Raw genomic sequence first — 14,787 nt, 5'->3', positions numbered from 1 at the left:
CATCTTTCATTCTAGTCACAGGCTTTTGGGCAAGATCAGCCTTTGATGAGGCTTGGTCTCTCTTCTGATAAATCAAAGAACATTCTCTGTTTGGCATGGTATCTTCATATTTACGAATAGGTACTTTTCCTTTGTATACGAAAAAAGCAAGTTGGCATATCGCCAGCTTGCTAGGTTTCGTCACTTTGCTCTTTTTGCTTACTAAGCCGTCCTTCTTTACGCACAGCCTCACGGAGTAAAAATTCAATGTGTCCGTTAACGCTCCGAAATTCATCATGTGCCCAACGCTCTAATAGCTTATAGAGCTCGGGGTCAATTCGCAGTGGGAAACTTTTCTTTTTTGCCATTCCTTCTCACAACCAATTAGTATAAGCTACCTGTATTCACCACAGGCTGTGTTCCTCGATCTGAAATAATTGCGACCATCAAGTTGTTAACCATATTGACTTTACGCTCTTCATCTAAGTCTAGTATACCATCTTGTTCTAATTGCTCAACTGCCATTTGTGCCATGGATACTGCGCCTTCAACAATCTTCTTACGAGCTGATAAAATAGCTGTTGCCTGCTGTCTTTGTAACATAGCGCTTGCAATTTCTGTTGAGTATGCAAGGTGTGTTAAGCGCGCTTCAATTACTTCTACACCGGCAACCTCAAGACGGTCTTGCAGCTCTTTTGCTAATTCATCAGAAATTTCATCTGCGTTTCCGCGAAGCGTAAGCTCTACATTTTCAAACGTATCATAAGGATAACGTGTCGCTACTGCTCGAATTGCTGTTTCACTTTGAATCGCCACAAACTCTTCATACGAATCTACGTCAAACACCGCTTTGGCAGAGTCGACTACTTTAAACACAACAACTGCGGCAATCTCAATTGGGTTTCCTTCTACATCATTTACTTTTAACTTTTTGCTATTGAAATTTCGAACTCGTAGTGAAATGGTACGTCTAATTGTTAGTGGAACAGTTACGAACAAACCACTGCTACGAATACTTCCTAAATATTTTCCAAAGAAAATAACAACCTGAGATTGATTTGGCTGTACAACCGTCACACCGGAAGCTAACAATCCACCAATAGCAATAAGCGGAAGTCCTACAAGCGGCACCTCTTGAATGAGCATAAAAATACCGCCTATGATGGCTGCTAAAATCAACAGAATACCCACAAAACCATTTAAAATCCACGCTTGACGCTCCTGCAAAGTAATCTCCCCTTTGTCTTTATATCTTTTTCATATTATTATGATATCACTTTTAGAAATAAATGTAAATAAAAACCTAAATAATGTATTCTAATTCATGAAATACTAGGCTTTATAAATTTAAGTAGCATCCACCCTTTGGTACTTTGAAATATTCAAATTGTAAATTATCGGTATTTTTTATACAGATGCTTCTTAGGTTTTTAGATGTGTAGGTCAATAAGATTTTTAGACTTGAGGATATTTAGATAGTAAGAAGTGGTAATGGTTGAATGAAAATCTCACGTTACTGCTGGATTCCTATATTAAAGAGGTATCCATGTTTACTTACAAATTGTTTTATAGCATATAAATCAGTCTGTTCTGCAATATATTGCTTACACTCTTTTCCTTCACATATAAGGTTATGCTCCTTGATTCTTGGTATAAACGTTTGTGAGCTGACCTGATGATATATTTTAAGGAAGCATAGTAATTTCTTTCAATAACAAAAAGCTTAGGAAGCAAAAAAGCATCTAATCGCAGTATTAGATGCTTTTTCATAACGTTTTAATTTTTTTCTTCATTTTGGTTAACTACTCTATTTTTCTTCTTATCTAGAGCTATGCTTAAATGATAGATAAATATCAGCAAACCACAAGTAACCATTACCCAACGCATAAACCCATCGAATCTAGGATCAAAAATGTGGCTTAAAGCTATTATAAGCCCTGCTAACATACCGAGAAAATTTAAAAACAAGTAAACAACTCCTCTATTCCATTATTTTCCTCACGATTACATTTTATCATTTTGTATTCATTCGTGATTAACATAATTTTTTTATAGAGATAAAAGTGTTTTAATAGAAGAGTAAATATTTCAAAACAAGAAAGGGAGAACAAATGAACTTTGTTTTTAATTTTATAGTTGAATTCGTTGAAACAATTATTATAATGTGGCTTGTTTCATTTGCGTTAGAAAAACTAAATCTTTATCAGATAGAGAAAAAAATGAAATGGAAATTCATATTTATCCTTTCATTCATATTAGGTCTTATCTTTGCATTAATTGACTTAGCCTTAAATTTAGATGGTATATAAATTTAAGGCTTCTCTTATGAGAAATTCTGTATAATAAAGGTTACTCAAGCTAAATAAACTAAACATATTGTTTTTAACGCCCAAATATTAAGCTAATAATAACTACAACCAACATAAAAATTAGCATTAATACATTAACTTTAACTAGGAATAAGGCCCACTTCTTTTCATTTATGGCAAAGTAAAAAACAACAACATAAAACAATACAGAGATTGTCCCTCTTGCAATAAATTGCGTTCCTAATCCGTAGTCTGTCAGGAAAAAGCATAAACTTAGCAGCAAAGAAAGAATAAAAATGGACAAATATGAGTTGTGAATTAACTTTTTTCTTTTTTGTTCATGTTCAAATAAATACATACGAATACCTCGACGTTGGATTTTATACCATTTTATCAATAATATAACTTCTAATTACTATGTATATCATATATATTGCTAGTTTACATAAATATTATTTCCGAAACTTACCAAAAAAGAAAAAAACGAGCCCTGGATACATAAGAGCTCGTTTGCTTTCTAAATTTATTCTTTATGCAGCTTTTTATATATTCTTAATTTAACAGTCTTTCTTACCACTTAGTAACAGCTCTTTATGAATATAAAAAATAACGTATTTATATGTTAAAATAATTAATTTCTATATCCTCTCATACATCATTTCCTACTAAACCGTTCGTAATCTTTCTAAAAACCATATGCATACATTTAGTTGCTCCTAGCATAACAGCAACAACAGTGATGATTTTGCCCATCATTTGTACAAGTCCATTTTCAATATAACTTTGAAGCACATGACCAACTATGTAAAAGCAACCAACTGCAAGTCCAATGGTCATGATAAAAGTAGCAGCAACTCCAATACGTTGTTGCCAAGTTAGCTTTTCCACCACTTCTCGATTTGCCACTACAACATAAATTAAAACAAAAATAAATATTAATAGAGAAAACAAGTCTTCCATTCTAGTCGCCTCCCCTTCTTTATCCAAATTGTAACATATTAAGTTCTTTTTTGAAGTTAACATAGTTTTTTTCGAAAAAAAGGTTTCTTTTTAAAGAAAAAGTGTTATACTAGGTATATTATTTCTTGTTCGGTGTTGGAAATAGAAAGACTTTCTTTAAAGTGATTTTTATTGAAATTGAGCAGAGATAGTAATATATTCGTGGATTGTTCCACACAGGAGGTACTACAATGGTACAAGGTAAAGTAAAATGGTTTAATGCAGAAAAAGGTTTTGGATTCATCGAAGTTGAAGGTCAAGACGATGTATTCGTACACTTCTCAGCTATCCAAGGCGACGGTTTCAAAACACTTGAAGAAGGTCAAGACGTATCATTTGAAATCGAACAAGGCGCTCGTGGACCACAAGCTGCTAACGTTCAAAAGTAATAATTTAGAAGCACTCACAGCGTGAGTGCTTCTTTTTTTATCCAATTAATAACTGATTCTCTTTCCATAGAGCTGTCAAGTTATGATCCGCTAAGCGCTGATGCGTCTCTTTCACACTAACCCACCTGTTTTGAACATAAACAAAGCGTGTCTCTGGGATTTCAGTCCATATCTCTGGCATTGACTGCACGTTTAGAAGGACGAAGTTTGCTTCATTTCCCTCTTCAATTCCATATTTTCTTTTTCCAATTAATTTGGCTGGAATACTAGTAATCATTCGAAGAAGCTGCTTTTGTTCTTCAGGACTCCCCATATGAGCAACATATCCTGTTAATAAGCCAATTTGTAATAAATCGGCTTTGCCAAACGGATGAAAGGGATCATGAACGTTATCTGAAGCCGTTGCTACGGGAATAGCTGATTTTTGGAGCTCTTTAATTCGCGTTACTCCTCTTCGAATAATGCCTCGATCTTCACGCCCTTGTAAATAAAGATTTGCAGCTGGAAGCGTTACTGCTCCAATTTTAGCATCTTGCATTAAAGTTAAAATTTTCTGAACTTTATCTTCATCCATTCCTGCTAACGAACACAAGTGACCAGCTACTACTTTTCCCTGCATCTTATGAGCAATGGTTTGCTCAGCTAAATAAATGATTGTATCGACATCCGGATTGTCACTTTCATCAATATGCAAATCCAGTGGCAAGTCATACTCTTTAGCAAGAATAAATAAGGCGTCTATATCTTCGTTAGGATCACTAGCTAAATGAGGACAACCTCCAATTGCATCGATTCCTAACTCTACTGCTCTCTCAACTTTTCTCATAATATGGTCATCATGTATGTTTACCGATCCAAATAACGGAACAAGCTGGATTTCCATGTACGGACTGAGCTCATCTCTTGCATCCGCTGCTGCTTGAAGCCCTCTAAATAGAATATCTTCTTCTAATAAACAATTAAAATCAATATGTGTGCGTATAGCTGTCGTTCCGTTTGCTAACGCCTGTAGTGCTGTTTTTACAATACGCTGTCTAATTTCTTCTTCAGAAAACAGCGCAATGCTAGACGCATAGTTTTCAACTGCTTCAGCTAGAGTACCAGAAAGGTTAGGCACTTGAGGTAAAGAGTGAGCTTTATCTAAATGCATGTGCATATCTACAAATCCAGGTAGCATAACTCGCCCTTGAGCATCTAAAGCCGTTTCTTTTCCCAAAATATCTGCGTGCAGCTCTTCAAACTCATCATTTTCCATGTAGCCGTTTTGCAACACAATTGAGGTATACATTCCGTCTGTAATTTTCACTTCAAAAAGTGCATGATCATGAATTAATGGTAAGCGGACGTTAACTAAATGTAACAATCTTAACCCTCTCCTCTATAATCTTTTCTTTTTTGCAAGCGATACTATCTCTTCAGCATATTGGGGAGCTGAAGCTCTTGTTTGCACTAATTCGCTAAATTACCCAAAATACCTTCTTTTTCTTTCGATAAATCATTCGAACACTCGACAAATTCAAGCAAAAAAAAGAAGCAGTGTCCCCACACTGCTTACACAAAGAAAAATGCTAGAAAATAGATAAATGTACTTCCAATGGTTAATGAGGGCTTGCAGAAATGCTAAAGCGTGTAGCTTCGTCTCCCTCCGCTAGCTTGTCTCCCCAGAAAGCTAACGGCACACCCAACGACAAGCATACACAGTGTTGCAATAGATACAATAAGAAAAAGCCCAAAGCAAAGGTAGGTATCTCATAATTGATGAGCAAAAACCTACCCGCCTGGGCTTTTATCCCTTCGGTGTCATGCCGTTCTGTCAAAAACATTAAGCATGTAAATCGCTTGGACCAGACCTTTTCATATTGAAAAGCGGGAACCTAGATTTACTTTTTACTCATAGTCTTGTTATTTACGGTAACAAGGTAGAAACGTTCGAGCCATATTCTCAAACATATATGAGTGACCGTATTCAGCTTTTTCTTGATATAAAGATACCTCGTTTCGACATGCTTGTCAACAATAAAAACGAATATTTTAATTTATAATTGTTAATTCGTTCGTTTTTTATATGAACTCAACTGATTTTGAATCAATCAATTTATTGATTTTTCTCTCCCCACACATCTTCATAGATGAGATGTTCTAGAGATCGGCGCTGAGCCCAATTCGCTTGTTCTAAAATTGGTTTTTCCGGATAATTTTCCGTATACCCTACGGACATGAGCGCTATGGGATCAATATGCGGGGGGATATTTAAAATATCTCGCACATCATTTTTCTTATAAAAGCTCACCCATCCCATCGCCAGTCCCTCAGCGTAAGCAGCAAGCCACATGTTTTGAATGGCACAGGCTGTTGACATAATATCCGTCTCAGGTATTGAATTACGCCCCAGGACGTGTGAACCTCCCCTTGTTGGATCACATGTGACACAAATTGTAAGCGGCGCTTCTTTCAGTCCTTGAATTTTCAGCTCTAAAAAATCTTTCTCTTTTTGGCCTTCATAATGAATAGCCAACGCTCGTCTCTCCTTGTCAGCTGCCCAAGCTAATTTTTCTTTTACGCTATTTGACGAAATTAAAATAAAATTCCAAGGTTGCATAAACCCTACGGATGGCCCGTGGTGAGCAGCATTTAAAATACGATTAATTTTTTCTTCTGATACTTCCTTAGATAAAAATGTTCGAACATCTCGTCGACCATAAATAGCTTTGTATACTGCTTCTTTTTCTTCATGATTAAGCATGACTTTTTCACCTCAATATTTTTTAACTAGAGTGATGTCAATCTATGATATTTACGCCTTACTAGATGAAAATACGATAAGGAGCGCCACAAATATTGATCCATATTTTAACGTTCCTTTTTGAACCAGCAAGCAGCCGTAACTCACCTAATTGGCCAATAATAAATAAAGCACAAAGGAAAAGGTAACTATCATTACCATCACCTTCATGCTTTAGATGATTACCTATACCGTTGTAACGACTTTCTGTATTAAGAAAGGTCTTTTTTTCATTCTAACACGCAGTATTTTATTTGTATATATTATTGTTTGACACTGCAAATATACAAAAATGCTTGGAGTTCACACTGCATCTGCTTTAAGTGCGGTATGGCTTTTGTTAATAATTTCTCGTGTTGCTTCTTATAGCTTTCATGCAGCATTTTTTCAACCTTAATCTTTTCTTCATACAGAACATCAATTTTCTCTTCATTTCCATCCAAAGAAATTGGATTCAAAATGGCGAGATCATAAACAGGTTGTCCATATTCTAATTTATTTAAAATGGAGCGTAATAACGCTTCGTCATGAACATCTAATTCATATAAATAGTTTAATAAACTTCCAAGTTCATCAATGATAGTTAAATCAATTTCTACTTCCTGGACATTGGCTCCTTCTACATATTGAAAGCAAGTTGTATAAATGATTTCATACAACGTTTCCACTCTTTTGAGCGCTTCATCAATTGTCATGTAATGACCTCCTATACAGCATGGTTCATACAATTCTATGATGCAAGAGTTCATTTCATTACGGTCTTCAGCGGAAAATATCAATAATTTCTTCAATAACAGCGGAAGGATCTTCCTCTTGTGCAAACGACTTTATCTCAGTAAATGTAGGCTCAGAAAATTGATCGTTTACCTCTTCAATATAGGAGTAAATCTCTTTTGTTTCTTTCTCACTTTCTGAGAAAGACCATCTTTGTAGTTCAACACTTTGTGGAATATCTTCAACGGCTATAGGGCAGCCATTATCAGTCATCCCTAAGCAGTACATCGGTGTCTTTCCATTTGTACAGATATCCTCTTGCCTATTGTGAATTTCACCTTTATCTCCCCATGCGGCAATTACTAAATGTGCACGATTAACGGCCTGCGTCAAATATTGATTGGTTCCAATTCCGACGGCTTCTTGCTTTGAGAGCTTCGCTAATAATCTCTCATCTTCAGCTTGATAGCTAAATAAATAGACAATTTCTAAAGAACCAAAGCCCCACTGTTGTGCTAACTGCATACATTTCTGCAATTCTTCTTCACTTTGTTGAGTACCTGTATTCATTGGAGATGATAAGATGAACGTTACGGTCCGATCATTTTTTGCACTCCAAGCTACTTTAAAAGAATATTGATATGTTCCTTCTTCGTCGAATATTGCTTCTCTTTTCACTTCCCAATCACCCTCTTCTCTATCATTTCATTCTATATGTATTTTGAAATAGCAAAGGCATGACAACTTTTCTATCTTTTTGGAAAAATTTATCTTACCTTCTCATACATGTGTTTTACAGCTATGAATCACATTCATCTATTGATACAAGCTGTTGTTAAATTAGATAATTTTAAAAAAATGGTCTATAATAAGACCATATATTCTGATAAAGAGAGGATTTTGTAAGTGGCGAATACACATACATTTACAAAAGGTGAAGAGATTGCAAATGCAATCACGCACGGAGTTGGAGTCATCTTAAGCATTGTTGGACTCACTCTTCTTATTGTATTTTCTTCATTACAAGGTACACCTTGGCATATTGTTAGCTTCACGATTTATGGCATTACCATGTTATTACTATACGTATCATCAACGCTTGTTCACAGCTTTCCTGAAGGCAAGGTAAAAGATTTATTTGAAATCTTTGATCATTCCTCCATTTATTTATTTATCGCTGGAACCTATACGCCGTTTTTATTCGTCGTTGTGAAAGGAACAATGGGATGGACCCTCTTTGCTGTTGTATGGGGGATTGCGATTGCAGGAATTGTGTTTAAAGCTTTCTTCGTAAAAAAATTCCTCTTTATTTCAACAGTCCTATACGTATTAATGGGTTGGATGATTGTCTTTGCATGGAATTCTCTAAAAGCAACATTAGAAACACCAGGCTTAGTTTTGCTTGTTATCGGTGGAGTTCTTTATACGATTGGCGCCATTTTTTACGTTTGGCGAGGATTTCGCTTCCATCATATGATTTGGCATTTATTTGTACTTGGAGGAACAGTCACGCATTTTCTTGCGGTTCTTTTATATGTACTACCGATTGCAATTCAATAAAAAAGAGGCGATTTATCGCCTCTTTTTTATTTTAAGACCCACCAGGTGCTACAAGCTGTTCACCTTGATACATCTCATAGACATACGGATTTTTTGGACGATCAATGGATTCGACTTTTTCTATGTTTACGTATGGCAATGAAGCGCCGTTATAAGCTTGTTGGCCAATGGTTCCTTGTACTTTAATCCATTCGTCCGTTTCCAGTTTTGTAGCATTCGAAGCGGTTGAAAGCGTTCCATATACGGATGCATCCGCTACGCAGCAAGATAAGCCAAAGCGGGCGACTACGAATTGATCTCTTTTAAACCCTTCTTCCCGATACACAAAACCTTTTACTTCAATCGTCTTTCCAACAAATTTTTCAACGTTTGTCTCGATGATATTCATGATTGGAATATATTCTTTATCACTTACTACAATATGATCTTGCTTCATTAGCTTAGCTTCTAGTTTTTCATAATACCCTTCTGGTACCTGCTGAGGTACGAACCCTTTGGGATGCTCCAGAGGAACGCCTCCATCCTCCTGTGGCTCTTCAACTTCCGCTCCTAATACTTGGTTCATATACTCTTCTAGTTCAGCATCTGCGCTCTCTTGCAATTCTTGGCGTTGCTCTGGCGTAGGAGTTTCTTTTACTCCTTCTGCAAACTTAATTCCTCTTTTTTCAGCCACTGAGCTTCCTAATGAGTGATTAGGTAATAAAAAGCCGGTCATAATTGGCAGTAAAAATAAGAGATAAATAAACAAGGTCTTAACCTTCCCTTTTTCAAAATGATCATGTTCGCAAGCGCAGCTTCCCCCCTCCTCAACCTTTATACTGCTTCGCCAAATTTGCACAACTCCTAAGAGAAAGAATGTAATGCTAGAAAAATAAATAAACGGCATCATTTTTGGAGCAATAAAGTAAACCATTTGCTCAGTCAAAATAAGCTTAAACATTAAAAGCGCAAACCCAATTAAGAAAATGCCTCGGATATAGGTGATAAACTGTTCATCCATTCGCTTCATAATATCCTCCTCATCCCATTAGCCATCCATACATCATCACAACTCCGTAAACAATAACCGTGATCATTAAAATAAATCGAATAGCAAACTTCTTTTTGAAGAAAGCAAATAGCATAATTGTATTTTTTAAATCAATCATAGGTCCATACACTAAAAAGGCAAGCAGCGCAGTTGGTGTAAACGTATGAGCAAAAGATGAAGCAACAAATGCATCTGCTTCTGAACACAAGGAAAGCACGTAAGCAAACCCCATCATGACTGCAGACGATACGTATTCATTGCTGGCTAAGCTGACAAGAACCTGTCGATCCAAAAACGTTTGAAAAAGGCTGGCAACGAGTGCGCCAAATAATAAATATTTTCCCATATCAAAAAATTCATCGCTCGCATGATAAAGTGTTTGCTTCAGACGATTTCCTTTTCCATGATCTGAATGAACGTGGACGTGGACATCCTTAAGCTGATTTTGATTGCGGAACGTCCAATAAATCGCTAACCCAATGAGCAAACACACAATCACAGCAAGTCCCATTCGACTATATACAATAGACAAATCGGATTGAAATGCATAAAATGTAGAAGCAAATACAATTGGATTTAGAATGGGTGCTCCAACTAAAATAACCATTCCAACATGCAACGGCATTCCTTTTTTCAAAAGCCTTCTTACAACCGGAATAATGGCGCATTCACAAACCGGTAAGATGGCACTAACTACGACGGCCGATACGAGTGCAAGATATGGATTTTTTGGAATCATTCGCTGAATCGCTCGTTCTGATATAAACACTTGAATCAGAGCTGATGCAAACACACCAAGCAAAATAAATGGTATAGCTTCAAAAACAATGCTTAGAAAGATCGTATTGACATTCAGTAAAGATGTCGGAATAGCTAAGTTACTTGTATCTATATCAATAAAGAAAAAACAATACCCAAACAACAGCAGCAGCAACAATCCAACTAACTCTTTACTTACTTTTGATAGCGTCATACTCTATCATCCACCTCCGGCTGTTCTATCATTTTCATTAAGTATTTTTATGTGAATCTATTAACTACCATATGAGGAATAGTAGAGTATTTATGCTAGAAATCATAAAAAGAGTTTGGGACACAACAAAATGATTACTTCTAGAAGACAAACAATAACTATGGCCATACCTTTGGGTTTAACTAGACAACTTCGTTCCATTGCGCTACGGTCCATTCCTGTTTCCAAATATTTTTTCGAATAAATAAAAAACCTGAACAATCAAAAGTTATAAAACTTTTGATTGTTCAGGTACAGTAGGGACTTCACTACTTATGTCTCAGTTCTCTGATGCGTTAAAATAATTGTCCTAGCTGCTTAAAAAGCGTATACACACCCATAACAGCCATAATAACTACAACGAAGGTGCCGAAAATGGTAAGCCAAAGTGGATGCTGATAGTCTCCTACAATTTTTTTCTTATAGGCAGCTACAAGCATTGTACCAAGCGAGATTGGTAAGATTAGCCCATTTAAAGCACCTGCTAAAATTAAGAGAGTAACGGGCTGACCGATAGTTAAAAACACCAATGTTGATATAGTGATAAAACCGATAATGACCCAGTTTTCATATTGAGCAACTTTTTTATTAAATGATTTAATAAATGATACAGACGTATAAGCTGAACCAATGACGGATGTAATTGCAGCTGCCGCCATTACTACACCAAACAGCTTATACCCGATATTTCCTGCTGCGAGCTGAAATACAGATGCGGGTGGGTTATCAGGGTTTAACGTAAACCCTTGACTGATGACGCCCAATGTTGCAAGAAAAAGAAAGATTCGAACGAGTGATGCTATGGTAATACCCGATACAGCACCTCTTGTTACTTCTGGAATAGCAGCTTTCCCTTTAATCCCAGCATCTAACAAGCGATGACCACCAGCAAACGTAATATAACCTCCTACTGTTCCACCTACTAACGTTACGATTGCGATGACATCAATTTGATCTGGCATAAACGATTTAGCAATTGCTTCTCCTACCGGTGGAGAAGACGAAAAGGCAACATAAATCATAAGTAAAATTAAAATGCCTCCCATCAGCTGTGCAAATCGATCCATTAGCTTGCCAGCTTCCTTTACAAGAAACACACCAATGGCAATAACTGCCGTAATAATCGCTCCTACCTGTGGTGAAATGCCAAATAATACGTTTAGTCCTAATCCAGCTCCGCCTACGTTTCCAATATTAAACGCTAGACCTCCAATTACAATCAGAATAGCTAGAAATAAACCTAGTCCCGGTACAACCATATTGGCAATATCTTGCGCTCGCTTTTCTGAAACTGCAATGATTCGCCAAACATTTAGCTGAACACCAATGTCTAATAAAATAGAAAGTAAAATAACAAACCCAAAGCTAGCAGCTAATGCTTGGGTAAACACCGTAGTTTGAGTTAAAAAGCCTGGCCCTACAGCTGATGTAGCCATTAAGAACGCAGCGCCCAGCAAGACGCTCCAATTGCGGTTTGTTTTCATGCTGTCACCTCATCTTGTTTGGATAATAATTCTTTCTTCCTTAAGCTGATGATGAATGGATTTTGCAAATACAATAGCATTCGGTCCGTCCCCATGAATACAAACTGTATCTGCTTCAATTTTTATTTGTTCCCCTTGACGGGTATGTACTTTTCCTTCTTTGATCATGGTAATAACTTGATTGATGGCTTGCTGGGTATCATGAATAACAGAGCCTTTAATCGTTCGAGGCGTTAACGTACCATCTTTTTCATACGTTCGGTCTGCAAACACTTCGTTTGCGGTTGATAAGCCGATTCGCTTTCCAGCTGTAACAAGCGCACTTCCTGCTAGTCCGTACAGAATTACCTCTTCACCTATTGTGTAAATCGCTTCTGCAATTCCTTCTGCTAGCTCTGTGTTCACTGCCGCCATATTATATAATGCGCCATGAGGCTTTACATGATGCAACGGTGCTCCTAAAGCTTGACAAAAAGCTGATAAGGCACCGATTTGATACAGCGTTATATCGAACGCTTCGCGTGCGGAAATAGCCATGTTTCTTCGGCCAAATCCACTTAAGTCAGGCAATCCTGGATGCGCACCAATTGCGACATTTTCTCGAAGCGCTAGCTCGACGGTTCTTTGCATGACAGAAGGGTCCCCAGCATGAAAGCCACAAGCAATATTAGCAGACGTTACGTACGGTAATATCGCTTCGTCATTTCCAATAGTGTAAGCGCCAAAGCTTTCACCCAAATCACAATTCAAATCAATTGTTACCAAAAAGACACCTCCCTTAGTTTTTCATCCTCAGCATTATCTTTAAATGATCAAGTAATTTCTCTTGTTTCATTAAGCGTTTTTGCGCCGTTTTTAATGAAATCATTTTAAACGTCAGCTGTTTTCCAGGCGGTACTTGTGCAAGTGTAGAAAAATCAGTTGACGCTACTTGACCAATTCTCGGATAACCACCTGTTGTCTGGTGGTCAGCTAATAGAATAATCGGTTGACCGTCATTTGGAACTTGAATAGTACCAAACGTAACCCCAGTTGATAGCAGCTCTCGTTGGTTTGTTTGCTTCAGTACTGTACTCTCATTTTGCAATCGATATCCCATTCGATCTGATTGAGGAGTAACTGAATAGCTTGTATTAAAAAAAGACACCTTACTTTCTTCCGTAAACCAACTGTATTCCGGTCCTTCAATTACTGAAATTATTGGATTTTCTTCGTATCGCGGCAGAAAATCTGGATGAATGGTCCAAAATGCTTGCTTGAAAGGCTTATCGGTCTGCTTGGTTATAAGCCGATTACGAATTAGTTCTCCTACTTTTGTTTTAGGGTGACAAAGTAGCCGATCTCCCGCCTGCAGGGCACGCCCTTTAAAGCCACCGATTTCTGGACGTAATGACGTCGATAAGCTTCCCATCACTGGGTTCATAGCAAATGAACCAGATACAGCTAAATAAGCACGACATCCTGATTTTGGAAAACCAAATGCTAACATACTGCCCTTTGATACAAAAACAGGACGCCACATCTTAACGGGTTCATCATCAATTGTTGGTGACAAATCTCCTCCCGTAATTGCGATAAGCGTATCTTCTTCAAACTTAATCTTTGGTCCCATTAAGGTGATTTCTAGTGCTGCTTTTCCCTCTTCATTTCCAACAAGCAAATTTGCAATTCGAAAAGCAAGAGCATCCATAGCTCCACTCACGATAATTCCTTGTTTTTGAAATCCTTGTCTTCCCAAATCCTGAACAGTTGTTAGTAACCCTGGCCGGATGATATTAATACTCATGGTCACCCTCCTTTTGAGCCACATATTCTTCTTTGGTAATCGGTATAAAACGAATGGAGTCTCCCGCTTTTAAAAGAACTGGCTTTTGATCTAGTGGCTTAAATAATGATAGGGGCGTTCGTCCAATGATTTGCCATCCTCCTGGTGTTTCAAGCGGATAAATTCCTGTTTGTTCTCCTGCAATACCAACTGACCCTTTTGGTATGGCCGCTTGAGGATTTCCCTTTCGTGGAGTAGCTAATCGTTTGTTCATTCCACCTAAGTATGGAAAGCCGGGTGCAAACCCAATCATATAAACTAGGTAGTCTTCGGATGAATGAATCTTAATTATTTCTTCTTCCGTAAGTTGATGATAATGTGCAACATGGTCTAAATCAGGCCCAAACTCATGACCATAGCAAACCGGTATTTCAACAATACGAGACGTTGATTCGCCTTCAGTTTTTAGGAGCTGAAGAAGGGCTTCTACTTTATTTTTTACGATTTCATAGGGGGTTTTTCCAACTCGATTAGCAAAATTAGAAGGCTTATAGTAAATCGTTACTGTTGTAAAAGCAGGTACATATTCAATTATGCCTTCAAAACGATTAGCTTCAAGAGTCGCTATAAACTGTTGAACCTTTGTATGTATCGCTGGATGAATAACCTCACCGAATGAGACAACGATACCGCTATCTCCCAATGGATAAATGTTGTATTCAGTGTTCACTCGTTATCCACTCCTTTCTTCCCTTCTATTGTCT

General features: G+C 37.3%; 17 protein-coding genes and 1 riboswitch. Of the genes, 2 read left to right on the top strand and 15 right to left on the bottom strand.

The window, feature by feature from the left end:
• Positions 1–170 precede the first annotated feature (170 nt).
• From NIZ91_05000 to NIZ91_04980, 5 genes are all read right to left on the bottom strand, one after another.
• Positions 171–347, bottom strand: a complete 177-nt coding sequence (locus tag NIZ91_05000) for a toxin-antitoxin system HicB family antitoxin (protein ID USY56017.1) — start codon at positions 345–347, stop codon at positions 171–173.
• Between the two features lie 16 nt (positions 348–363).
• Positions 364–1,206, bottom strand: a complete 843-nt coding sequence (locus NIZ91_04995) for an SPFH domain-containing protein (protein USY56016.1) — start codon at positions 1,204–1,206, stop codon at positions 364–366.
• A 549-nt stretch (positions 1,207–1,755) separates the two neighbouring features.
• Positions 1,756–1,947 carry a hypothetical protein gene (locus tag NIZ91_04990; GenBank protein USY56015.1) on the bottom strand — a complete coding sequence of 64 codons (192 nt, stop codon included), beginning with the start codon at positions 1,945–1,947 and terminating at the stop codon, positions 1,756–1,758.
• A gap of 414 nt (positions 1,948–2,361) precedes the next feature.
• Positions 2,362–2,685, bottom strand: coding sequence for a hypothetical protein (locus NIZ91_04985; GenBank protein ID USY56014.1), 324 nt, complete (start codon positions 2,683–2,685; stop codon positions 2,362–2,364).
• A 251-nt stretch (positions 2,686–2,936) separates the two neighbouring features.
• On the bottom strand, positions 2,937–3,248 hold the full coding sequence (locus NIZ91_04980) for a hypothetical protein (protein USY56013.1): 312 nt from the start codon (positions 3,246–3,248) through the stop codon (positions 2,937–2,939).
• 230 nt (positions 3,249–3,478) lie between these two features.
• Here NIZ91_04980 and NIZ91_04975 point away from each other — a divergent pair, with 230 nt between their 5' ends.
• Positions 3,479–3,676, top strand: a complete 198-nt coding sequence (locus tag NIZ91_04975) for a cold-shock protein (protein ID USY56012.1) — start codon at positions 3,479–3,481, stop codon at positions 3,674–3,676.
• A 37-nt stretch (positions 3,677–3,713) separates the two neighbouring features.
• On the opposite strand, the gene NIZ91_04970 is transcribed toward NIZ91_04975, so the two are convergent.
• The 4 genes from NIZ91_04970 to NIZ91_04955 form a co-directional block, all read right to left on the bottom strand.
• Positions 3,714–5,039: an amidohydrolase family protein gene (locus NIZ91_04970; protein USY56011.1), complete on the bottom strand. Its 1,326-nt coding sequence runs from the start codon at positions 5,037–5,039 to the stop codon at positions 3,714–3,716.
• Positions 5,040–5,550: 511 nt separating this feature from the next.
• Positions 5,551–5,652: riboswitch (purine riboswitch) on the bottom strand.
• Between the two features lie 119 nt (positions 5,653–5,771).
• Positions 5,772–6,419: a 5,6-dimethylbenzimidazole synthase gene (gene bluB / locus NIZ91_04965; GenBank protein ID USY56010.1), complete on the bottom strand. Its 648-nt coding sequence runs from the start codon at positions 6,417–6,419 to the stop codon at positions 5,772–5,774.
• A 302-nt stretch (positions 6,420–6,721) separates the two neighbouring features.
• Positions 6,722–7,153, bottom strand: a complete 432-nt coding sequence (locus NIZ91_04960; protein USY56009.1) for a hypothetical protein — start codon at positions 7,151–7,153, stop codon at positions 6,722–6,724.
• A gap of 67 nt (positions 7,154–7,220) precedes the next feature.
• Positions 7,221–7,850 (bottom strand): DUF1643 domain-containing protein, encoded by a 630-nt coding sequence (locus tag NIZ91_04955; protein ID USY56008.1) that lies wholly within the window; start codon positions 7,848–7,850, stop codon positions 7,221–7,223.
• Positions 7,851–8,078: 228 nt separating this feature from the next.
• On the opposite strand from NIZ91_04955, the gene NIZ91_04950 reads away from it, so the two are divergent.
• Complete coding sequence (locus tag NIZ91_04950) at positions 8,079–8,732, top strand: hemolysin III family protein (protein ID USY56007.1); 654 nt, start codon at positions 8,079–8,081, stop codon at positions 8,730–8,732.
• 31 nt (positions 8,733–8,763) lie between these two features.
• Here the strand turns inward: NIZ91_04950 and NIZ91_04945 are convergent, their stop codons facing one another.
• From NIZ91_04945 to pxpB, 6 genes are all read right to left on the bottom strand, one after another.
• Entirely contained in the window at positions 8,764–9,741 is a 978-nt protein-coding gene (locus tag NIZ91_04945) for a TIGR03943 family protein (protein ID USY56006.1), read from the bottom strand.
• A 10-nt stretch (positions 9,742–9,751) separates the two neighbouring features.
• Positions 9,752–10,735: a permease gene (locus tag NIZ91_04940; protein USY56005.1), complete on the bottom strand. Its 984-nt coding sequence runs from the start codon at positions 10,733–10,735 to the stop codon at positions 9,752–9,754.
• 335 nt (positions 10,736–11,070) lie between these two features.
• Positions 11,071–12,258 carry a divalent metal cation transporter gene (locus NIZ91_04935; GenBank protein USY56004.1) on the bottom strand — a complete coding sequence of 396 codons (1,188 nt, stop codon included), beginning with the start codon at positions 12,256–12,258 and terminating at the stop codon, positions 11,071–11,073.
• Positions 12,259–12,267: 9 nt separating this feature from the next.
• A complete protein-coding gene (locus tag NIZ91_04930) occupies positions 12,268–13,023 on the bottom strand; it encodes a LamB/YcsF family protein (GenBank protein USY56003.1) in 756 nt (251 codons plus the stop codon).
• Between the two features lie 13 nt (positions 13,024–13,036).
• The gene (locus NIZ91_04925) at positions 13,037–14,044 is read right to left on the bottom strand and encodes a biotin-dependent carboxyltransferase family protein (protein USY56002.1); all 1,008 of its coding nucleotides are present in this window, start codon (positions 14,042–14,044) and stop codon (positions 13,037–13,039) included.
• Positions 14,034–14,753, bottom strand: coding sequence for a 5-oxoprolinase subunit PxpB (pxpB, locus tag NIZ91_04920; GenBank protein USY56001.1), 720 nt, complete (start codon positions 14,751–14,753; stop codon positions 14,034–14,036). The genes NIZ91_04925 and pxpB overlap by 11 nt, the downstream gene beginning before the upstream one ends.
• Between the last annotated feature and the right edge of the window lie 34 nt (positions 14,754–14,787).

It is taken from the genome of Bacillus sp. 1780r2a1, from assembly GCA_024134725.1.
GTDB classification, from domain to species: domain Bacteria; phylum Bacillota; class Bacilli; order Bacillales; family Bacillaceae_H; genus Priestia; species Priestia aryabhattai_A.
Note: the sequence above shows the minus strand (reverse complement) of the source record. Positions and strands in the feature narration are given on the sequence as shown.